Origin of the sequence: Cytobacillus sp. IB215665 (assembly GCF_033963835.1) — a bacterium.
In the GTDB taxonomy this organism is placed as follows: domain Bacteria; phylum Bacillota; class Bacilli; order Bacillales; family SM2101; genus Nanhaiella.
This window is the reverse complement of the sequence record NZ_JAXBME010000025.1, coordinates 21,018-41,008: the sequence shown is the minus strand read 5'-3', so window position 1 is coordinate 41,008 and position 19,991 is coordinate 21,018. Positions and strand designations below refer to the sequence as shown.

At 34.8% G+C, this 19,991-nt stretch carries 27 protein-coding genes; all 27 read right to left on the bottom strand.

What is annotated here, in order from left to right; all coding sequences use genetic code 11:
• Positions 1 to 89 precede the first annotated feature (89 nt).
• Positions 90 to 494 (bottom strand): hypothetical protein, encoded by a 405-nt coding sequence (locus tag SLH52_RS21270; protein WP_320211205.1) that lies wholly within the window; start codon positions 492 to 494, stop codon positions 90 to 92.
• Positions 495 to 609: 115 nt separating this feature from the next.
• Entirely contained in the window at positions 610 to 1,662 is a 1,053-nt protein-coding gene (locus tag SLH52_RS21265) for a DUF6094 domain-containing protein (protein WP_320211204.1), read from the bottom strand.
• Positions 1,650 to 1,901 (bottom strand): hypothetical protein, encoded by a 252-nt coding sequence (locus SLH52_RS21260; protein ID WP_320211203.1) that lies wholly within the window; start codon positions 1,899 to 1,901, stop codon positions 1,650 to 1,652. The genes SLH52_RS21265 and SLH52_RS21260 overlap by 13 nt, the downstream gene beginning before the upstream one ends.
• Positions 1,902 to 2,011: 110 nt before the next feature.
• Positions 2,012 to 3,628 carry a DNA cytosine methyltransferase gene (locus SLH52_RS21255; RefSeq protein WP_320211202.1) on the bottom strand — a complete coding sequence of 539 codons (1,617 nt, stop codon included), beginning with the start codon at positions 3,626 to 3,628 and terminating at the stop codon, positions 2,012 to 2,014.
• Complete coding sequence (locus tag SLH52_RS21250; protein ID WP_320211201.1) at positions 3,615 to 3,866, bottom strand: hypothetical protein; 252 nt, start codon at positions 3,864 to 3,866, stop codon at positions 3,615 to 3,617. Before SLH52_RS21250 ends, SLH52_RS21255 begins: the two co-directional genes overlap by 14 nt.
• Positions 3,863 to 4,783, bottom strand: a complete 921-nt coding sequence (locus tag SLH52_RS21245) for a hypothetical protein (RefSeq protein WP_320211200.1) — start codon at positions 4,781 to 4,783, stop codon at positions 3,863 to 3,865. Before SLH52_RS21245 ends, SLH52_RS21250 begins: the two co-directional genes overlap by 4 nt.
• Before the next feature lie 61 nt (positions 4,784 to 4,844).
• Positions 4,845 to 5,036 carry a hypothetical protein gene (locus SLH52_RS21240; protein WP_320211199.1) on the bottom strand — a complete coding sequence of 64 codons (192 nt, stop codon included), beginning with the start codon at positions 5,034 to 5,036 and terminating at the stop codon, positions 4,845 to 4,847.
• A gap of 91 nt (positions 5,037 to 5,127) precedes the next feature.
• Positions 5,128 to 5,346 (bottom strand): hypothetical protein, encoded by a 219-nt coding sequence (locus tag SLH52_RS21235; RefSeq protein ID WP_320211198.1) that lies wholly within the window; start codon positions 5,344 to 5,346, stop codon positions 5,128 to 5,130.
• 553 nt (positions 5,347 to 5,899) lie between these two features.
• Positions 5,900 to 6,172, bottom strand: coding sequence for a hypothetical protein (locus SLH52_RS21230; RefSeq protein ID WP_320211197.1), 273 nt, complete (start codon positions 6,170 to 6,172; stop codon positions 5,900 to 5,902).
• A gap of 107 nt (positions 6,173 to 6,279) precedes the next feature.
• A complete protein-coding gene (locus SLH52_RS21225; RefSeq protein ID WP_320211196.1) occupies positions 6,280 to 6,492 on the bottom strand; it encodes a hypothetical protein in 213 nt (70 codons plus the stop codon).
• An 86-nt stretch (positions 6,493 to 6,578) separates the two neighbouring features.
• Entirely contained in the window at positions 6,579 to 6,953 is a 375-nt protein-coding gene (locus SLH52_RS21220; RefSeq protein ID WP_320211195.1) for a hypothetical protein, read from the bottom strand.
• A gap of 131 nt (positions 6,954 to 7,084) precedes the next feature.
• On the bottom strand, positions 7,085 to 7,237 hold the full coding sequence (locus SLH52_RS21215) for a hypothetical protein (protein ID WP_320211218.1): 153 nt from the start codon (positions 7,235 to 7,237) through the stop codon (positions 7,085 to 7,087).
• 105 nt (positions 7,238 to 7,342) lie between these two features.
• Positions 7,343 to 8,896, bottom strand: coding sequence for a vWA domain-containing protein (locus SLH52_RS21210; protein ID WP_320211194.1), 1,554 nt, complete (start codon positions 8,894 to 8,896; stop codon positions 7,343 to 7,345).
• A 13-nt stretch (positions 8,897 to 8,909) separates the two neighbouring features.
• The gene (locus SLH52_RS21205; RefSeq protein ID WP_320211193.1) at positions 8,910 to 10,016 is read right to left on the bottom strand and encodes an AAA family ATPase; all 1,107 of its coding nucleotides are present in this window, start codon (positions 10,014 to 10,016) and stop codon (positions 8,910 to 8,912) included.
• On the bottom strand, positions 10,017 to 10,184 hold the full coding sequence (locus SLH52_RS21200) for a hypothetical protein (protein ID WP_320211192.1): 168 nt from the start codon (positions 10,182 to 10,184) through the stop codon (positions 10,017 to 10,019).
• Complete coding sequence (locus SLH52_RS21195; protein ID WP_320211191.1) at positions 10,171 to 11,103, bottom strand: DUF6744 family protein; 933 nt, start codon at positions 11,101 to 11,103, stop codon at positions 10,171 to 10,173. The genes SLH52_RS21200 and SLH52_RS21195 overlap by 14 nt, the downstream gene beginning before the upstream one ends.
• Positions 11,104 to 11,234: 131 nt before the next feature.
• The gene (locus SLH52_RS21190) at positions 11,235 to 11,567 is read right to left on the bottom strand and encodes a hypothetical protein (protein WP_320211190.1); all 333 of its coding nucleotides are present in this window, start codon (positions 11,565 to 11,567) and stop codon (positions 11,235 to 11,237) included.
• Positions 11,568 to 11,640: 73 nt separating this feature from the next.
• Complete coding sequence (locus SLH52_RS21185) at positions 11,641 to 12,060, bottom strand: DUF4258 domain-containing protein (protein WP_320211189.1); 420 nt, start codon at positions 12,058 to 12,060, stop codon at positions 11,641 to 11,643.
• A 13-nt stretch (positions 12,061 to 12,073) separates the two neighbouring features.
• Positions 12,074 to 12,235 carry a hypothetical protein gene (locus tag SLH52_RS21180; protein WP_320211188.1) on the bottom strand — a complete coding sequence of 54 codons (162 nt, stop codon included), beginning with the start codon at positions 12,233 to 12,235 and terminating at the stop codon, positions 12,074 to 12,076.
• Positions 12,236 to 12,267: 32 nt separating this feature from the next.
• On the bottom strand, positions 12,268 to 12,576 hold the full coding sequence (locus tag SLH52_RS21175; RefSeq protein ID WP_320211187.1) for a hypothetical protein: 309 nt from the start codon (positions 12,574 to 12,576) through the stop codon (positions 12,268 to 12,270).
• 89 nt (positions 12,577 to 12,665) lie between these two features.
• Positions 12,666 to 13,040 carry a hypothetical protein gene (locus SLH52_RS21170; protein ID WP_320211186.1) on the bottom strand — a complete coding sequence of 125 codons (375 nt, stop codon included), beginning with the start codon at positions 13,038 to 13,040 and terminating at the stop codon, positions 12,666 to 12,668.
• A gap of 26 nt (positions 13,041 to 13,066) precedes the next feature.
• Positions 13,067 to 13,798: a PD-(D/E)XK nuclease family protein gene (locus tag SLH52_RS21165; RefSeq protein ID WP_320211217.1), complete on the bottom strand. Its 732-nt coding sequence runs from the start codon at positions 13,796 to 13,798 to the stop codon at positions 13,067 to 13,069.
• 90 nt (positions 13,799 to 13,888) lie between these two features.
• Positions 13,889 to 14,380: a single-stranded DNA-binding protein gene (gene ssb, locus SLH52_RS21160; protein WP_320211185.1), complete on the bottom strand. Its 492-nt coding sequence runs from the start codon at positions 14,378 to 14,380 to the stop codon at positions 13,889 to 13,891.
• 23 nt (positions 14,381 to 14,403) lie between these two features.
• Positions 14,404 to 15,108, bottom strand: coding sequence for a CHC2 zinc finger domain-containing protein (locus tag SLH52_RS21155; RefSeq protein ID WP_320211184.1), 705 nt, complete (start codon positions 15,106 to 15,108; stop codon positions 14,404 to 14,406).
• A 1-nt stretch (position 15,109) separates the two neighbouring features.
• Positions 15,110 to 16,351 (bottom strand): RecT family recombinase, encoded by a 1,242-nt coding sequence (locus SLH52_RS21150; RefSeq protein WP_320211183.1) that lies wholly within the window; start codon positions 16,349 to 16,351, stop codon positions 15,110 to 15,112.
• A 962-nt stretch (positions 16,352 to 17,313) separates the two neighbouring features.
• Positions 17,314 to 18,249 (bottom strand): DNA/RNA non-specific endonuclease, encoded by a 936-nt coding sequence (locus SLH52_RS21145; protein ID WP_320211182.1) that lies wholly within the window; start codon positions 18,247 to 18,249, stop codon positions 17,314 to 17,316.
• Between the two features lie 82 nt (positions 18,250 to 18,331).
• Entirely contained in the window at positions 18,332 to 19,693 is a 1,362-nt protein-coding gene (locus SLH52_RS21140; protein WP_320211181.1) for an erythromycin esterase family protein, read from the bottom strand.
• Positions 19,694 to 19,991: the final 298 nt, after the last annotated feature.

Here is a 19,991-nt window from a genome sequence, read left to right as displayed (position 1 = left end):
CCATTTTTAGGGTTCAGCTACTCTTTCTAGTTTTGTGACCCCAACTAATAAATGTGTTCCCATTGTTTCAGGTAAGACACTACTATAGGTCACTCATTGTAAACCTCTATGTTAGCTTCATAACATGCTTCTTCATCCGAATAACCTTTCTCCTTTAATTCACAATACCTTTTATATATTTCACTTATATCTTCTACTCCATTTTTAGTTATAAATTCTTCAATATCCTCATGAAGTTTTTCGATATCAAAATACCATGTTACTTCTTCCATAACATCATAATCTTGACTATATGCAGAGTGGACAGTAATTTCATCTGTTTCTTTATACAAAAACATTCTGAATAAACTTTGTTCTCCATATCCTTCAATTATTATTTCTGCCCCTTTAAATTCATAACTTACCCATTCATTTGTCTCTATCATAAAATTTAAATCAAGAAATTTCCCTGTCTCTTCAATGTCTACCACTTCTACTTCTTCAATCTTTTTCATTTAAACGCCCATTTAATGCACAAAGCGCATGCAGAAGGGATTCCCCTTCTGCATATAATACGCTCATGCACAAGGACTACCCTCCCTTATGATATTGTGATGTGTTGTTTATATTTTACTTAAGGTTAAAAATCCCCTTATCTGAAAATACTCGTACAATGGACTTTGGTTTAGAGGTTGTTACCTCTTGTGTTTTTCCATTTTTAGGGTTCAGTTGCTCTTTCTTTTCCGTTACACGTTTTGTGACTCCGACTAGTAAGTGTGTTCCCATTGTTTCGGGTAAGACACCACTAGCAATTGCTGTTGCCATATGAGTGTATTTCAACGGAAGAGCTGGACGTATCTGTTTCTGTTCACTTGTAAGTATCAGATCAGATATCTTTTGTTCTACTTTAAAGTTAAAGATGGATTGTTCTTCAGATTTAATTATGTCCTCTATTTCTACTATCGTAGACTGAAAAAGTTCAACCTCTTTTTGTTGAGAGGGAATCTTATACTCGATCTCACTGTAGTCATTGCTATCTAAGGTTGGAAAAGCATCTTTCCCTAGAAAAGATCGATTATACAGCTCTTTTTCTATTTTCTGTTGATATATCCGTTCCTCTCCGCTTCTCAATCCTCTTCTACGTCTCACAGCATATACAATGACCTGTTTATAGGTATCGTAATTTTCATCTGTAAAACGATAGACACGAATGTTATTAAAGCGGGACGCTAATATTTTCGCTGCATCTCTCAATACGTACTGAGGGATGTTGAAGATAAGTACTCCTCCTGGTTGCAAATAATCTTGAGTGAGATCTTTCAAAAACGTAACCTCTGCTCTTTCTGACTTGATCTGCATAAAAGGAGGATTTAAGTATATGGCTGAGAATGCATCATGGCTAATACGAGTTTCCTCATAACCACACTTTAATAGGTGGTCTACATGTTTTTCTGCTATCCCAGCACGTGATTTTTCAATTTCAATACCGTAATTAGTAGCCTGAGCTCCTAAACTTTGCATATGTGTTTTCCAATCAGCTAATGCAGCTCCTTTACCTGCACACGGATCAAGAAGTGATATTTTATCTCCTTGATCACAGGTTAAGCGTTTTAATATGAGTTGCATTTCTTCAGGTGGAGTCGGGTAAAAACCTCCACGTCCTTCTGATTCTAAGCGGGCCATTTTTCAACACCACCTATACTTAGTTTTTCGAATAATACAGTACATGAATGAAGCTTTGATAAACGAATACTGTACCTTCCTTTTCCAATCGAGTCGTTCAGACCAATAATATCTTCAATAATTACTTGATCTTGAATTATACCTACCACACGACCTATATAGCTTCTTAGCCCATAACATGTGACCTCAACTGTTTGGATTCTGACAATGTTCCCTATATTAACATTCAACTTTTTCATTTTTGACCCACTCCCTCTCCATTTTTTTCTTTTTAGATACCTGGTTGGCTTTTTATTTTGAACCATGCTCGCCAAGGGTTTTGTATTTATACCTTTTCTTCTCATATTCTTTACTGAGAAAAATCAAGTTTTTGGAAAGTAGCCGTTTTATTTCTAATATTAAATTGCATGATAGCTTTTTTAATCGCATTCGCCACCGCTTTGCCTAAGTTAACTGGCACTCCGTTGACGATTTGCTGTTGTTTAGCGTCTAATTGTTTTGATTTCGAATCCCCATCTTGACCAAAGAAAACAAACTCGTCTGGCAATCCGAAAATTCTTGAACACTCCCTTACAGAAACAACACGATTTAAAAGAGGATGTGTAATAAGGCTTTTCCTTGGATGGACCAAACTTATCGATGGCTTATCCATTGATAGACGTTTATGAAAAACTGAAAATTTCCCTTTAAATGTTCTTAGTTTTTCAGGAATATCCCAATGGTTCCCCCCTTGTGGAACGTGCTTCATTCTCTCGATAGTCAAGGGTTTATGGCTATTAAAGTCTAGCTGATTAGGAATATCATCCGTCAGTCCCTCTAGTGCTTCAGCAACTGTAGAGTATTTCTCTTTATCAGTAATTGAAGGTTGAGGTAGATCTATTTTTCCGATTTTAGAGCCAATAATTATAGCTCGTTTTCTAATCATTGGAGTTCCATAATCTGCTGAATTTAGAACTCCATAAGTAATTTCATAATCACTTAATTCTTGTTGAATTTCCTTGATAATATAACCGTCCATAGAAGTAATAAACTCTTCTACATTTTCAATCATGAACACTTTACAATTTTCATTGGCTTTCACTGTATCGATATATTCTTTAAACAAGTAGAAGTCAGGATGATCAACTAATCTCTTTTTCATATTAACCTTAGAAAAAGAGGTACAAGGTATTCCCCCTATTATTACTGAGGCTTTAGCAATCGCATTTTTACAAAGGTCAGTAATACTTCCAACATGTATATGTTTACCGATATTCTCCATATAGGTTTTAGCAGCAGCAACACTCTTTTCAACCGCGTATAGGATATCGAATCCTGCTTTTTTAAACGCAAAATCTAAAATACCCGCTCCTGAGAATAGAGAAACTACTTGAAGTGGTATATGCAGATTTTTTAATGCTTTCTTAACAAACCCATATGATTCTGAATTTTTATTACTGCTAGCAGAAACATCCCAAGCAATATCCTCGAATGACATATGGTGATTATTACTTCCAACAGCATTCTCTAATTGCTTTTTAGAGAGCACCACTTCAGCATGTTTTTTGACTTTTAAAAATTGATTAATATCAACAACTTTAGCTGTTTTTTTAGAAACCTTCCCAGTAACTTTTGAAGCAATTTTATTGAAAATTGAAGTATTTTCATTTTCTTCAGATTCAACATATCCTTCTACAATTACTTCGTTCTCTAATACAGTAATTTGAAGATATTTACTACCTTTGAATATTGACAGAGCTTTTTGATTGCGAATGTCAATAACAGGCTTGTAACCATCTTTAACTTTTCTTTTGCAAATTTTGTTTCCTTCACCATTATCAGAAGGAAGAATAACAACTTTTTGTTGCTCTATATCCACTACATACTTATAACGCTCTCCCGGTTCAAAACCAGCTTCTTTTAGGGCTAAGTTGTGTATATAAACTCTTTCAGGATTTTTTGATAAAAACTGTTTAAGAATCTTCATTATTGATCCACTCCCTCTGCTTTTTTCTATTTAGATACCTGGAACAAGCTCTTAGTTCTGGATCATGTTCAACAGGGGTTCTGTATATGCATCTTGTCTCTCCATGTTCTTTAATGAGATAAAGACAAGACTTACATTTTGCTTTTCGGTCCCTTTTCAGCCCAAATGCTCTTACCATTGGATTCAAGTTTGCAAATCCCCAGTCTGATGAATACAAATCTAGCTCTTGCATTATCATGTAGCTTCGACTCCATATAGTCTGCATAGCCTGTCATGATTAGAAAACATAACATCAATCAACTCTGGAGTAAGTTCGTCAAAGTACCGTTGTGTACTCCAACTTTTTGGATAAACAATTCTATATTTCGTTGTATACAAGTTGGTGCTTGATCCACCCGCATAAGAGATAATCAATTTTACTTGTTTTTCAGTTTTGGCTTCACACAGACAAGCAATATCAAATAATATTGGCGAAATCACTCTGACTTCCGCTTGTCCACTTGTTTTACAAATCCCACAAAAAAATGCTGTCGTTTTGAAGTAGTGTTCTATTTCATCTATATCAGAAATAGGAATAATCTCTTCAGCTAGAGTTTTAACAGCTTCTTTTTCAAGGGAAGTTGAAAAACGATTTATCTTTGTTCCTCTTGAACTTTCATTTTGAGTAAAATACTGTAACGCTAATTTGTTGCTAACAACATCCTTAGCAAAGTGCTTCCTTGCATCTTTTTCAAGTAGGTAGAATTCATCCCTATCTTTTTTAGTAGCAAATTCGCAAGATGGGGAATTAAATTTAAGCAAATCAAATATGTTCCCATCCTCATAGAGCTTTTCCATTTTTCCTATGATCATATCAACACGCTCATCAGGTGAATAAAAGTCCTTCAAATGATTAGGAATTGAAAAAGAGGTATATTTATTCTCAAACTTAATCCATCCCTCTTCCTCAAATTCATTTAAGCGCACCCTTAAATCACTTGGGAGATATGATATCCTTTCCCGAACAGGATTTCCGTCCTCTTTGTACCATTGGACTAATCGTTTAAAGGATGATTCTAGTGATTCAGTACTTTTTTCAGTTTCAAAATCAAACAAATCCATACTGTCTGCCCCTTCCGTTTTTTTTGATAAAAAAGCAAAAAAGGAGCATGACACAATGGTCATCCTCCTTTTAAAATTTTTAGATTTAGTTACCTAGTTTTTTTTGAAACACTAATCACCCAGTTATTTCCGTATGAATGATGAATGGGCTGAACAAATTAATCTCACCCAAAATATCTAACTCATAGTTATCATCAGGAGTAAAATCCTTTGAAATTAGTTGTTCAGCTTGTTCCTCATCTTCGGCTACTACAATAGAAACATGTTGACTTCCATTTGCAAAATAAATTAAATGATAAACATTCATAAATTTATTCTCCTTTACATTTTTAGTAAACTGATATGCTATTTAACTAGTATTAATAATGATTGTGCAACAAATAGTACAGTCGCTTTTATCAACTAGCGTAATAATTTAAGACTTCGCCATTTGCAACTTCCATACAAAAACGTGTTCTTGCATTCACCAGTAAGATTTTACTTGCATGTTGGTGATTGTTTAAAATGGATGTTACGTCACATATGGAGTCTGTTACTACCTCTTTTGCTTTTAAATCATCGTTTAAATCATCTTGGATATACACCACTAGCTCTTTTCTTGTCGAATTCGTTTTCATTTTCCCTTGCCCCTCTCTTTTTTTGAACGCAAAAAAAGACCTATTCACATACGGAATACGTCTTTTGGTTCAACTCTTGTTATTTTTTTGATTTTTACACACTTGTCCAATTTTGATTAACCTTATCTTTCACAAAACTCTTTTTCTACCAATGGAAAGTATAAGAGTACTTAAGGGATATGCCGAGTTCCTACCTGCTCACTTGTTAATGTGGGATAGCATAACAGCTTTCAAGAATTGGATGTGCCAAAGTTCCTACCTGCTCACAGTTATGTGGGGTAGCATAATAGCTTTCAAAAGTGGATGTGCCGAGTTCCTACCTGCTCACAGTTAAGTGGAGTAGCATAACAGCTTTCAGTTCGGATGTGCCGAGTTCCTACCTGCTCACAATTAAGTGGAGTAGCATAACAGCTTTCAGATGAAAATAAATATAAGGTAATTATATCATATATTAGAATTATTTTGCTATAAAATTGTTGTTCAAAGTAAAAGAGGGCAAAATATGCCCTCTCAAATGTTTAGATCTATTCTCTTGTTTTACCATTTTTTAATACTAATCTTCTATCACTATACAGTAAGCTGTTAACATTTTACCATCATCCGTATACACATATTCTCCACACACCCATTTTAATTTTTTTAGATATGTGTTAATTTTCTTTTCATCAACATTATTAAGTATGCTTACATATTCATAGTCTTTTATGTTCCCATTATTAAAATTATTACGGCGAACTGCTACATGAGTACCACCGTTATTAGTAACTCGAATTAATGCTTTACTCAATTCGTAATCACTAATTATATTTTCTAGTATACAAGCCATAATATACACTCCTTTTTAGGTTACAACCAAAATTATTTTCATTACAATTAATCTATTAAAGTTTTCACTCATTAAAAGGTAATTCAGAGTATTTCTTTCTATATTAATTAACATAAACCCGATTCATAGAGTAACCATCCAACACCTTTAGAGTGTCGTTTGTCAAACCAACTCCAAATTTCCCCCTTTTTAACTCCCTTTTTAAAGGCAAACCAATCTAGCGATAGAGATAAGTCTTGTACTCCTTCATCATCTTGATAATCAAATGGAACGTCAGATAATTCCATCCATTTTTCTTCTAATTCTTTATCGGTATACATATTTTTTCTCTCCATCTTAGTATTTTTGAAATAAATGTAATTATAGTTAATATAAAAATTACAATTACTAATCACTTTCAACTTTTCTATTCAAACATTATGAGTTGCTCACAACTATCGCACTTATACAATCCACACCAATCAGGTAATGGCTCACAATAATCTCCTATTTCATCACAAGGATAGAACCCTGAGCCAGATGCTGTATTCCCACAATGACACTCAAATTCATAGTCCTCATGACTAGCGTAAATTGGATCTAATTTATCTGGATTAACAATCATATATCCAAAAAGAGCAACTGCATCTTTGTATCCATATAATAATTCCCTTGAATATAGCCCCCCTGATACTTTTTCTCTTTTTTCTAAAAACTCTCTTATAATTTTTTCTTTCTCTAAATCACTTAAAATGTCTCCTCTTTCACTATATGAATTACGCAACATCATTTTAAATTTCATGTTTTTCCCTCCAATATTTTTTTATATTGAAACAGCTTGTTTAAATCTATTAATTTGGTTGCACATCTCTGGTAAATTTGCTCTAACCAAATGCTCTGCAAATGTTGGTGGAACAGCATTGCCACATCTAGCTACCTGTTTTGCTTTTGAATATTTGGTACCTTCGAAATCACGATCAATTCATGATTAATCGCAATATCAACTGAAAGTCCTGTTGCGAGTTCAATTCCCGTATTTGCACCGCCACCGCCTGCGAAATTATCGATAACAATTTCTCTAAACAAATTTAGTTGCTTAGTTGCATTGAGGTTTTCCTCCTATACTCTTGTTTCACCATTTAAGATGACTTTTTGATAAAAATAGAAAAGAAGGCTATAGTAGCCTTCCCATTAAATTTCGAATATACGATGAGCATTTTCACTATTAAAGTCTTTTGCTAAGATTGACTTATCCGAGAACAAATCAACATAACTAGTGTCTTTTTCACCAATTAACAGTGAAATAACGCTCACTTTCTTGTATTCTTTAAACTTTTTCCACTCTTGTTGAAAACTTTCTTGTTTTAGATAATATCTATCATCTGGATCACCATCTGTTACGAAGATAATATCGGCATCTTTATACCTTTTCTTCTTTTTGATGATTTCTTTTGCTCTTTCCAACGGAGGTGAAAATTTAGTTCCTCCACTATAGAAATATTTCGCTAGCTCAACAATTTGACTCGGTGTGATTTTTCCTTTTTCATAGTAAAAAACTTTACCTACTGTATTCGAAAAAGTTATGACTGCAAAATCATGACGTTGTTTTTTTGCTATCATTGCTAATGCTAGTGCAAACCCTTTTGATTGAATTTCTCTATCACCCTTCATAGAACCCGATTGATCTAACACCATCACAATAGGTCCCTTTCCAAGTGTTTCTTTTCCTTCAGGAGCATACATCATTGTTTGACCTTCAGCATACCTTCGTAAGAATTCTGTTTTTGTTGCCTCACTTTTTAATAATGCTAATTCTTGAGGCAACAACCTTTCAACATCTACCCCAAAGGTAACACCACTTCGATCAATCGACTCTTGATGCTTCACTTTTTGTTTTTTCTTTGCGATAGCCTTGTATTTTCCTGCAAATTCGGCTATCCTCTTCAAATTCTTATTTTCATAAAGGGTGTTTGCTAAGGTAAGTTGATCATTTAAAGGGATCTTCTGTAATTCAGCTTTACCATTTCCAGCTCCACCGCCTAACAATCCCACCAAATCCTCTTTTTGTTCTTGAGTTGTCTCCTTCGCCTTTTCCATTCGAGTAGAAAAGCTTTGACCATCCTTTTTAATTTGTTGTTGCATGGCTTCCTGTGCTTGTTGGGCTGCCTCTTCCATGGCTTGTTTAGCTTGAGATACCTTTTTGTCAGCATTTGTCTTTTTACGTTTAGCTGAGATTTTCTCCTTTTTATCACCATTTTCTTGGGCTTTTTTCCAGTTCTCTTCTGCTTCTTCTTGTTTTTGTTTAGCCTTGTCTAACTCCTTTTGTTGTTTCAGCCATTCTTTCATAGCTTCTTTGAATTTCTCATCTTCTTCCATTTTCTCTACAATCCATTCTTGGATTTGTTCAGAATAACGCATTGTACCAATCGCTGACGATAGATCATCTAGTTTAGTCGTTTCACGAAATCTTTGAAAATTATTATCTTTCATCACTCGATCTAGTAATTCGTGATTTGTTTGGTACTCATGGTCAAATTCTCCCTCATCTTTTAAACGAGGATTTAATTTGTAGAAGCTTGCCCACAAATCTGAAGTTAGTGGTAAAAAGGAAGGCAGTTCGCCTTCCCCTTTCATCACAACACCCTGTAGGTTTTTTGACATATCTAATATTTTTAAAAATCTATCACGATCAAAACGATCTGTATTTGTCACTGAGCGTTCTTCTGATAGTTTATATTTTTTCATAAAAAATCCCCCCTTAAAGACCTAGAATTACTTCACCTATCTGTTTTTGTGCTTTCGTGATCTTGTTCTGTACAGGATTTATTTCATCTGTACGTGAAGGGTTTTTTTCCTCTAGCTGATTAAGCTCCACTATCAATTCTTTTAGTTTAGCGTTAGCTTCAAGCCCTGCTTCGGAAGATTCCTGTTTTTTTGCATTATTAAAAACCTCTTTACCCATCTGTTGAATTTCTTCTAACCGTAGTAGTAATTTGTCAGCTGCGTGCTCATCTACGATCTCATGTACTTTACTCTTTTGATCAACTGTTTCCCAAAGACCATCTCGTAGAATCATAATGTCTGATAGCTTTGCTGTTGGACGTTGATCCAGAGTAGCATTAGCTCGAATGAGGCTTAGTGCCTGTCTAAAACGACGGTCTGAAGGTCTTATCCCCTCATCCTTTAATTCTGTGCGGATTGTTAATAGAGTTTGTAGCACTTCATCAGGTATCACAACCATGTCAGCTAAAAACTGTAATTCATCAATTTCAGCTACTGTTAACTTATCAGGAGTCTTACTGCTACCTACGTTTTTTAACATTGATAGAAAGTTAGCATCTTCTCCAACGTATTCTAATTCATACCTCAACAAGAAACGGTCAAAGAGAGCCTCTAAGCCTTCTTGTTCCTCTGGGTACTCATTTGATGCTCCAATTACTGTATTAAGTGGTGTTTTAATTGGAGTACCATTGTTGTAGAATAAACGCTCGTTTATTAACGTTAACAGTGCATTTAAAATGGCTGAATTGGCTTTAAACACCTCATCAAGAAATGTTAGGTTAGCTTCTGGTAGTTTGTGAGCTGTATTTCGCTTATACACACCGTTTTCTAGCTCTTTTAGAGATACAGGCCCGAATAGTTCTTCGGGCGTTGTAAACCTCGTTAAAAGCCACTGGAAGTAGCTCCATCCATCAATCATTTTGGCAACATCTGATACTAAAGCTGATTTTGCAGTACCAGGTGGTCCGATCAAAAGACAATGTTGACCTGCAACGATAGAAACAAAGATTGCATCTATAACATCTTCACGTTCCACATATTTAGCTTTTAAGTGATTTTTAATATTATCTAATTTTTCAAACATCTACAGATCTCCTTTATTCGTATTTTCGTTATGGTCAATGACCAATTCTTGTATTTTTTCGGTAAATTGTTTCTTATTTAGCTTTCCTGTATCAAATTGATGAACTAACTTTCGATATCGTTGCATCAGTGTAGATTGCTGAATCTTAGATTTCTTAGTTTGTTTCATCTTCAAAATCCTTCAACAACAATAACTGCACTTGTTGTCTAATAAGATCAACATGGTTTTCCATGTGATCAACAGTATCAGCTAATAATGAACGATAATCTTTAAAGTCTCCTACAACACGTTTAGCTTCATCAATGATCGCTTTTACTTTACCTTTTGGAATTTTGTCGTCTCTTAAGGCTGTGGTACACTCAGTTAATGTGCCTTGAAGGTGCTCAAGAACTTTTTGGCGAATCATATCTCGATTATCCGAAGAATCAATCAATGGAATCATGTGAGCTTCACCTTTGGATAAGTGAGAATTAAATTGAACTAAATTCCGTAAATTCTCTGTATATTTTTCTGGAACAAAATATACCCCACCAGAAGGTCTAACTGGAGTTGGACTCATAGTTTTTAGATAATTTGTAATAGAACCTCTAACCGCTTGCCCGTTGTAATGGCTTCGGTTTATCTCATATAGTCTTTTAGCTTCTTCTGCAAGCTCTTCGGCAAAATCATCCAACGCAACAAATGTAAACTGTTCGTTTTTCTTGTCAAAGTACACTTTGGCAGCTTCTGTCTCGTATTCCAGTCGTTCACCTTGTTGATCAACCACTTCTTTAACGATATTTCGTTGTATTTTTTCATTCGTGGATACCACATTTCGAACAATGTAATTTTTATAAACTTTATTATTGTTCTCATCATCGGAGTGTTTGGTTTCTATAGCTTTAGTTGCTCTACGGAAAGCATCAGCTGGTCGGATTGGCTTAGGAAGAAATGACTCTTCAATGTTATTTGCTAACAAAGATTTTCTTAAATCTTCCCTTGCATATAAATCTTCACCAACCGAATACCACGTGAGATAACCAATTACTTGCGCCTCACCTTCAACCGTACTAACAGCAGCTTTGTTTTCAAGAATATCTTTACCCATTTTCGTCCACTCCCTATTTTTAGGCATAAAAAAAGCAGACTCCCCCATTAAGGAAAATCTGCTTTTTAGATATACCTATTAATTTTTTTGATAAACCTCTTATTAGAAGTTTGCTTGTTTTTAACTTTTAATTACTTCACAAGATCCACGAATTCAATTTCCTTTGGTAATTCTTGAAAATCTTCTTCAAGAATCTCCTCTATCGCGGCACTCAGTATCACGTTTTCTATTGGCTCAACATTAGAAACCTCTTCTTTTACCTTATGTGGTACATTTTTGACAACAACTGTCTCAGTATTTTCGCCACGTTGAATGTATAGCTCCAATGTTGCTTTAGGTGCTTTATCATCAACTTCGTGAGTATTAATTGCTTCTGAAACAAACTTATCAAGATTACCACCTGTCCATATTGACGCCTTTAATTGAGCAGTGCGCAAATCTTTTTTAGATAATTCAATCTTCATCGTACATCCTCCTTTTGTTAGTAAAGGATTCGTTTTCTTTAGTCCGTTTTCCTTCATATTGTGTGCTAACAAACTACTCGACTCCTTTAGCATACAAAACCCTTTTTTGATAATTATCACTCCACATATGCTCCCCAGAGCGTGGGTCATAGACTGTTATCACGTTACAAACATTCTTACTTATATTAACATATACGTGCATTGGTCTATAGTTTCCAGATGTTGTTTTTAGAAAATATATGATCAATACAGACATGGAACGATCATTATTATTATAGGCTTCAATTACCCATCCATTTTGAATCGCTTCTAACACACTTCTTCGACTGAATGAACGAAATAATTCTCTTTGTTTTTCGTGCTTTGTCCATAGCACTTCCGCATTACCTTCAGCTAGTTGCTTTTGAAACTTTTCTAACACTAGCTCTACCTTTGGCTTTAATTTAGATTGAACAGCATGATGTTTCTCTGTCCTTTCTGAGTCAATTTTCATGGTAATCTCCCCTTTAAATTGCTTCTTGTCCAATTTTCGATTTATTGATAATCATTATTTTCATGACCTCTCTCACTTCACTATCTGTCATTTTCTCTGCAATTTGATAAGCCTTATAGTCTGATTCTGCAGTTACGATTTTTCTATATAATTTTGATGCTTTACCAGCTTTCATATCAAAACTCCCCTTCAAAAAGAAAAGACACTCTAGCTAATTCTGAGTATCTCTTCTTGATCATTTTTGTTTGTACTTTCCATGCCTTCTAACATCTTTTGACGACGATCTGCTAGAATTTCTCGAATTGTTCGTAAATCGAACTTTTTCAACAATTCCATATCTCCAGCTTCGTTTGCACTGAGAAGTAGCTGTGATACAAAAGCACTTTGTCCGCCTTTTTCGATATTGTTCTCCAGGTATTTTTTACATTTCACAAATACCCCAACACTTTTTTCCATTTCATGATTAATAATAATTTGCATAATGGCTCCTTCACACACTCCTGCCCGAAGTGGCATTTTGTGTGTGCCACCTCGTTTTTGTGCCGGAGGGGAAGGCATTCTTATTATCAATTAGCAATTATCGTTTAGTAAAACGTTAATTGATCTTATCCAGCTATAGTTTGTGGTGATGCTTTGACGGATCTAAACGTCTTTTTTACACTTTTCTGTCCGTATTGTTCAAGCACATCCTCACTCCAACCTAAGCCATCAAGGTTTTTCTTTGAAATTTGTAGGAGTTCCCATGGATCTACTCCTTCAATTGCTAAGTCCAAAGTGAGTTTTCTTAGTGATTCTGGTGCGATCTTCCACGATACCGAAGGTTGAAAATCCCACAAGACTTCACCTGTGTTTACTGTACCGTTATTTTTCGCAAAAGCTTTTAATTGCTCTTTCATTTGCTTCAATGCAGCTTCTGTTCTTCCGATTTCTATTGCTAATGCTACTGCATCTTCCATTGTCTTGATTTTTATATCTGTCATATCAATAATCTCCTCTCAATTTTTAGTTAACTAATATTTTTCTCTTTTAATGATTTTCTGTAACATTCCAAGGCAAAGGGACAATATGTGCATTCAGCTGAAGGTGTGTCAGGAAAAAGTTCTAAGCCTTTTTCTGCGTCTAAATCAAGAATAAATAACTTATTCTCAATCTCATCAGCTAACTTAATTGCCCAATCTTTCCCTTTATTCATCTCCGCTCTCGTAAACGTTTGAGACATGTCAGGTTTTCTTTTATAACGCAAAAAAAACAACGTACCATGAACGGTCTCAACGTTGTAAAGTTTCGATAAAGCCCAAGCGTACAAAGGCAATTGCATGTTATTTAATGGATGATACTTTTTACGATTGGTTTTCCAGTCTACAAAAGACAACATTCCAAACGTATTTCTCACTACATCAATGTATCCTTGTAGTTCTGGACCACCATGATAGAGAGGTACTTTGAAATACTTCTCTACTTCGACATCATTTGTAGTACCCTCACCTTCGAAAACAGGCGCAGCTTTTACTAATTTTTGATACTCTTCCTCATTAATAGGGATATCAGCATCACGATACGCTTCTAATAAAGCATCCTCTTGCGTTTTCCCTTTCATTTTCAGCTCAATTGCAGTATGAACCGCTTTTCCTAAAGCTAATGGTTCAGTCACTGGTTCTGTTTCTTTCTCGATATAGCGCTTGTAAAATTTAAACGGGCATTTAAAATATAAATTCAATCGGCTGAATGAATAAGTCATAACCGCCAATTCGAATCATCCTTTCAATTCCCCATAATAAGGGGAAGTAATTTCCCCTTTAGGGTTGTTGTAGGATTTCTTTAATTATTTTTAGAATGGTAGATCATCATCAGATATATCTAATGGTTGTCCACCATTTGGAAATGGATTGTCATTTACTCGTGTAGACCCTTGATTCCCATTACTGCGCTCATTCTGATTTTGTCCGTATCCACCTTGGTTACTTTGCTGATTATTGCTTGTAGATCGCTGTTCGTTACCTGGACGAGTATCTAGAAATTGCACACTCTCAGAAACTATTTCTGTTACATAAACACGTTTACCGTCTTGTCCTTCGTAGTTTCGTGTTTGAACACGTCCATCTACTCCAGCTATACTACCCTTCTTCAAGTAGTTAGCGACATTTTCAGCGGGCTTACGCCACACAACACAATTAATGAAATCTGCTTGACGTTCACCTTGCTGATTTGTAAACATTCTGTTTACAGCTAACGTAAAGGTTGCAACAGCTACACCACTTGGGGTATAACGCAACTCTGGATCTTTAGTTAATCTACCAACAAGAATTACTCTATTCATCATATCGATCACCTATTCCTTTAGTATTATTTGGCTTGTTTCAATGAAACTGAATTGTTTTTACTTTTAGTTTGATAGAACAGCATTAACAAATAAACAATATGATTATTGTCATTTGCGATTAAAGCTGTTTTCCATGCAGCTCGTGCTAATTGAGTGCCTTCTTCAGCCCAATCAGATTTCTGATCGTTGAAATACTCATTAAACACGATATTGAATAAGTCTTTAATACCTTCCTTTTCACCTTGCTCATAGATGTTTACAAAAATCTGTTCCCTTATCTCACCTTCTAAATGGATTGATATGAGGATTTTTGCATAAGCAAGTACCTTTTGGTTATATTCATGTGCCTTCCAATCTTCTAAAACTTGATCTAATGAACGTTTAAATTCTTCACGTTGCCTTCTTTTTACATCGTCCCAGTTAATTTTTTTAAGCTGTTTTGGAGATAGCATTTCTGCTTGGTGATACGTACGGTTCTTAAAGTATTTCTTCTTCACTTCATCATAAGAAATTTGGAATACTTGTGATTCAAACTGTAATACGCCACCACGCTCACCACATAGCCAGCATTTGAAAACATTATCTCTTTGATTAAGAGATAACTTAAACTTACCTGAACGATGATTACAAAAAGGACAATCGTACATTACTTCAGTTTTATGACGAGATCGATGATCGCACTGTAATCCAGCACGATCGGCAATCTCTAAAATGGAAGGTAAACACATATTAAGCCACCTCAATTGATTGTAAGAAGTTATAGCTGTTTTCAGATACATAATCAACTTTTAATAACTGACCTTCTACTACTTGATCAGCAAGGTCCACTTTTTCTTGACCTCTTGCTAGAACCAACACTTGTCCATTTTCACCACTTAAGAACAACTTAGCGTAAGGTACATTCGTTGCAGGTGTAACACCAATTTCAACACGTTGTAGTCGATATAGATTACTTCCTTCTGCTGATGTCTTTTTACTAGAAACATCATCTTGCTTATCAGCAAATGGATCATCGTTCTTTGGTGTTGGTGTACTTTCTTGCTTATTAGCAAACGGATCATCATTCTTTGGTGTTGGTGGAGCTGGTTCAGGTTTCTGTGTTTCTTGCGCTTCAGTAGCATCCTCCTGAGTTTTAGCAGGTTCTTGTTCAACCTGTAGTTCAGGCTTAGTTGATTCAGTATTCACTTCTTTACTTTCTGTTTTTGGTGGGTTTGTTTTTGTTTTTGTCTCCTCTTTTGGCTCTTCCTCATTCTTAGGCTTATTTTTAGCCTTAGAATTGGTCTTTTCTTTTGTATCTTGTTTAGTTGAAATATTGATTACATCTTTATTTTGTTTTTGCACAACTTTTGATTGAGGTTGAGATTGCGGTTGAACAGGAGTTTCAGCTACATCTTCAATAAACTCATTTGTACCCATCTCTTCTTCTGTTGTAATACCAGTTAGCGGGAACTGGCGACGAAGGACAAAAGTTTCAGCTACTTTTTGGATCATGGCCGACGGCATAGAGTCCCATATAGGACTTCTACCATTTTGGCTTTTAGCGTTAGCTCTAAAATACTCATCAAAGTCAACAAACACAGATAAACGACCACGTGTTTTATGCTCGGCTATAGCCCATGCTCCTAGAATATTTCCTCTTTTAGTCCCAAACTCATGTTTAACAGAACCATCAACGACATCAAACTTAAAATGATCTCCTTCTTTAACAACAGCTGATATGACCCTCACATATTCTGAATCACGCATTGCTGCTTTTAAATACCCATCTCTTGTAGTAATGTAGTTAACTACAGGTCCCATTTTTGATTCATATCGTTGAAATACGATGTCCCCTAACAATGGATTTAATCCGTAGGTTTCACAGATTTCAACGAAAATCTTAGCATCATCAGGTGTTCCGTTTTTGGGTTGAACTTTTACGTTCCATATTAATACTTTTTGCTCTTGTGTAAATTCCATTACTTTTTTCATTTTCGACCATTCTCCTTTTTATTTAGGTTTTTTGAAAATAAAAAAAGACGTATAGAGTTAAACCCCATACGTCTTTTGGATTACGCAAAAAAGCGCAGCTAATAAAAACCTAAATGGTTATTTTAGCTACGCTTTGTGCGTTCTTTATATTTTAGTCATGCAAAAATGCATGTTTTACCCATAGTGAATAACCCTTGTGTGTTGCTACTAATTCTCTTTTTCTATCATTACAAAATACGGGATAGTATAAGAGTACTTAAGAGATGTGCCGAGTTCCTACCTGCTCACTTGTTAATGTGGGATAGCATAACAGCTTTCAAGAATTGGATGTGCCAAAGTTCCTACCTGCTCACAGTTATGTGGGGTAGCATAATAGCTTTCAAAAGTGGATGTGCCGAGTTCCTACCTGCTCACAGTTAAGTGGAGTAGCATAACAGCTTTCAGTTCGGATGTGCCGAGTTCCTACCTGCTCACAATTAAGTGGAGTAGCATAACAGCTTTCAGATGAAAATAAATATAAGGTAATTATATACAACTAATTTTTAGATTTCAATACCAATTCTATTAAATGTATATTTTTAGTGAGGAAAAAGTTAATAGAAAACAAAAAACCCCTACTTTTAAGTAGGGGTTTCGCAAAAGAGCGAAAGTCAAAAATGAAAAAATTGAATTTACACTAATACCTTAATTATACCATATATGCCTATTTTTTCATAGTTTTATATTTTGGTTTGGAATAACGTTTGATCATTTTTGTGATCCTTATTTCATTAAGGCACCAGATAGTTGAAGGTAGTTATTGAACTAAAAACTTCTGTTAGTGAATAATAATTTTATCCTCACCATATAAATTTAGATGACTCAATTGTTCCTGTACAAACACCAATTCGCAAATTGTTATGAATCGTCCAACGAGCAAAATACTCCATTGTTCATTTATTTTTCCTCAAAGTTCTAGGGGCTTACTCACCTACCATACCGTCCTTATCAGCATCGTGCATATAGGAGTATAACCAATGATCACTCGTTATTGGCATACTGAAACCTGCAGCTTTTGCTTCTTTAATCGTCACCTGTCCATTACCGTTTGTATCAACACTAGAAATATCACCGTTTGTGTTTGAACTAGTTGAATCGGAAGGCTCACTGCCTGTTAAACCGAGTGATGAGTTTACTTCATCAGGGTTCACATTGTCAAATGTATTAACAATCTCGTTACCCATTAAAGTATAGGTGTACTGATAACTTGAAGGAATCTGCGTTTCCGTATTAGGATATATGATAATTGCTTCAAAATTAGTAGCTCCACCTGCGCTACGGATCACGTCTTCCATATAAGCTTGATCACCATGTCGGTTGAGTGTACTATCTTGTGGGGTAATATTGTAAGCATTCGATACCCCTCCGAGAGAATCAGCAATTATATGTCCTTCATCTAAAACGTGACTTTCGACGCCAGGAACCTTTGCCTCATCAGAATAGTATCTGCCAGTCGATAATACAGGTTCGTTACCGTCATCTTGTATAATGATTTCGTCAGCAATGATACGTACTAGTTGCCCGTATTCATTAGTAAATGCCCAATATTTACGGTCACCGTAACCAATGTCAACTACGACGTTAGGTTCACGATATCCAGACAGATCACCACCATCAACTTCAATAAGTTTGTATCCTGAGAACAGTTCATTATTTAGTTGGGTTGGTGTTTCCTCTACTACTTGTTCATCAATAACCGTTATAGTTTCTTCTTTTTCGCTATTTTTATTTGTTTCAACTGTGGTTACTTCTTGTGGGTCTGTTTTTGCATCTGTAATGGATCCATCTTCTAAGTTGTTACAACCAACCATAAAGATGAACGTTAAAAGTAAGATTAAATAGTTCATTTTCTTTTTCATTTTAGGAATCTCCTATAATAGATTCATATTGTTCTTTCTAACAATCTCGGAATGTTAACAGCTATTTACTATTGATTTCATATCAAGGAAAATATATCGGAGGATTAACTTTGTCTATCTGAATAAGACCATCGTATTGTTCACTAGGTATAAATGTTTCCTCAGTAACTCCCCAATACTTACTTGTTATTTCAGAATTCCACCAATATTTATTCTCTGTATCATCGTCTATATCAATATTTATAAATGATGCAGGAAATCCTGGTTGATTAAGGAAATTTTCTATCGAATGTGTTTTATGATCAGTGCTTACATCCATAACTTCTTGATCGTTACCTTTATTTTTCCCACTATACATATATAGTCCTATTATATAGGAGTCCTCTTTAATCGATTCTGGTAAATTCTCAACAAAAGAAACAAATATAGGGCTAGGGTAATTATCAGCAGTTTTTACCTTTGACCTATACTTCATAATATGAGCATTATGTGCCCACACAACAAACTTTTCATTCGGATACATTTCTTCGAGCAGCCATACTAAATTTTCCGACATTGTTTTATCTCTCAGGTTGAAACCAGTCATGCTTGTATGATACTCTTCATTATTGAAAATATTTGAGAGTGAGTATATCCTTTGCTCGAAACTTTTTCTTAGCAATTGAATTACATTTTCGTCAAATGATCGACTTAGAAGAGAATTTTCATTGTTTAATTCACTTAACATATTATTATATTGATCAACTAACCCTTTAGCTTTTTCGTTCCAATCTTCAGGTATCTTATTAATAGTTTCTTTCACAGTTAAATTATAAAACTCCTTTTCTGCTACTTTGATTGCCTTTGCATACTCTAGATCAATACCCTCAACTAGTTGGTAAAGCGATTTCCCCTCTAATCCTCCCATTGCCTGCATATCAAATCCAGCAATGTTAATAGGTTGATTCGTAGATTTCTCCTGTTTAAAATAATTAAATAAAATATTATTTTTAGTTGTATGCCAAGGTTGGAAAAGGGAATTCTTCAAAGCGGTAATTGTATCAATCTCAGCCAATATCTCATTTGTACTACCAACCTCTGTCAAACCGCTTTCAAATGCTACTACATTGTAACCTAATTCTTCATGTAAAAATTGGATTAACCTTCCTTTTATTTGATTATATTCAGCCACTCCATGTGAACTTTCCCCTAGCATTACCACTCTCTTGTCTTCTAAAATTTCTTTTAAAAATTCTAGATCACTATAGTCCGAACTTTCCAATTCGATAGGTTTAATATGTTCAGATTTTAAATTTTGAACTGTCTCTAACTCTTCATCATTAGTAATCCGTTGACTGCTTTCTGTGCTCTCAGACACTTGTTGATTTGAACAACCAGATATAAGTATAAATAATAGAAGTGAAGAAAAGATTATGTATACTATATTCCTCTTTAATGATTTCATATAATACAACTCCAATGTAATTTAAATTGCAATATTTATACATTACACCAATATATTACATTATTTATCAAAACATTTATATATTTTCTATCAATAGAGCATTTTTAATTTTTTATTGTTATAGTATTTTGTTTGAATACCTTGTTACAAAAGATCCTTCCAACTTACAGACCATACATTTAATAAATCAAATAACTTGTTATTCCTTATTCCACAATATGGCCCAAATCATAAATACAGACGCATCTCTTAGTGAAATACGCCAGGTTGCCGAAGACTTGAATTAGAGATATATTTT

Bases quoted from the DNA above. Each gene is read 5' to 3' on its own strand.
- SLH52_RS21270 (WP_320211205.1), bottom strand. From the start codon at position 494: ATGAAAAAGATTGAAGAAGTAGAAGTGGTAGACATTGAAGAGACAGGG.
- SLH52_RS21265 (WP_320211204.1), bottom strand. From the start codon at position 1,662: ATGGCCCGCTTAGAATCAGAAGGACGTGGAGGTTTTTACCCGACTCCA.
- SLH52_RS21260 (WP_320211203.1), bottom strand. From the start codon at position 1,901: ATGAAAAAGTTGAATGTTAATATAGGGAACATTGTCAGAATCCAAACA.
- SLH52_RS21255 (WP_320211202.1), bottom strand. From the start codon at position 3,628: ATGAAGATTCTTAAACAGTTTTTATCAAAAAATCCTGAAAGAGTTTAT.
- SLH52_RS21250 (WP_320211201.1), bottom strand. From the start codon at position 3,866: ATGATAATGCAAGAGCTAGATTTGTATTCATCAGACTGGGGATTTGCA.
- SLH52_RS21240 (WP_320211199.1), bottom strand. From the start codon at position 5,036: ATGAATGTTTATCATTTAATTTATTTTGCAAATGGAAGTCAACATGTT.
- SLH52_RS21235 (WP_320211198.1), bottom strand. From the start codon at position 5,346: ATGAAAACGAATTCGACAAGAAAAGAGCTAGTGGTGTATATCCAAGAT.
- SLH52_RS21230 (WP_320211197.1), bottom strand. From the start codon at position 6,172: ATGGCTTGTATACTAGAAAATATAATTAGTGATTACGAATTGAGTAAA.
- SLH52_RS21225 (WP_320211196.1), bottom strand. From the start codon at position 6,492: ATGTATACCGATAAAGAATTAGAAGAAAAATGGATGGAATTATCTGAC.
- SLH52_RS21220 (WP_320211195.1), bottom strand. From the start codon at position 6,953: ATGAAATTTAAAATGATGTTGCGTAATTCATATAGTGAAAGAGGAGAC.
- SLH52_RS21210 (WP_320211194.1), bottom strand. From the start codon at position 8,896: ATGAAAAAATATAAACTATCAGAAGAACGCTCAGTGACAAATACAGAT.
- SLH52_RS21205 (WP_320211193.1), bottom strand. From the start codon at position 10,016: ATGTTTGAAAAATTAGATAATATTAAAAATCACTTAAAAGCTAAATAT.
- SLH52_RS21200 (WP_320211192.1), bottom strand. From the start codon at position 10,184: ATGAAACAAACTAAGAAATCTAAGATTCAGCAATCTACACTGATGCAA.
- SLH52_RS21195 (WP_320211191.1), bottom strand. From the start codon at position 11,103: ATGGGTAAAGATATTCTTGAAAACAAAGCTGCTGTTAGTACGGTTGAA.
- SLH52_RS21190 (WP_320211190.1), bottom strand. From the start codon at position 11,567: ATGAAGATTGAATTATCTAAAAAAGATTTGCGCACTGCTCAATTAAAG.
- SLH52_RS21185 (WP_320211189.1), bottom strand. From the start codon at position 12,060: ATGAAAATTGACTCAGAAAGGACAGAGAAACATCATGCTGTTCAATCT.
- SLH52_RS21180 (WP_320211188.1), bottom strand. From the start codon at position 12,235: ATGAAAGCTGGTAAAGCATCAAAATTATATAGAAAAATCGTAACTGCA.
- SLH52_RS21175 (WP_320211187.1), bottom strand. From the start codon at position 12,576: ATGCCACTTCGGGCAGGAGTGTGTGAAGGAGCCATTATGCAAATTATT.
- SLH52_RS21170 (WP_320211186.1), bottom strand. From the start codon at position 13,040: ATGACAGATATAAAAATCAAGACAATGGAAGATGCAGTAGCATTAGCA.
- SLH52_RS21165 (WP_320211217.1), bottom strand. From the start codon at position 13,798: ATGACTTATTCATTCAGCCGATTGAATTTATATTTTAAATGCCCGTTT.
- ssb (WP_320211185.1), bottom strand. From the start codon at position 14,380: ATGATGAATAGAGTAATTCTTGTTGGTAGATTAACTAAAGATCCAGAG.
- SLH52_RS21155 (WP_320211184.1), bottom strand. From the start codon at position 15,108: ATGTGTTTACCTTCCATTTTAGAGATTGCCGATCGTGCTGGATTACAG.
- SLH52_RS21150 (WP_320211183.1), bottom strand. From the start codon at position 16,351: ATGAAAAAAGTAATGGAATTTACACAAGAGCAAAAAGTATTAATATGG.
- SLH52_RS21145 (WP_320211182.1), bottom strand. From the start codon at position 18,249: ATGAAAAAGAAAATGAACTATTTAATCTTACTTTTAACGTTCATCTTT.
- SLH52_RS21140 (WP_320211181.1), bottom strand. From the start codon at position 19,693: ATGAAATCATTAAAGAGGAATATAGTATACATAATCTTTTCTTCACTT.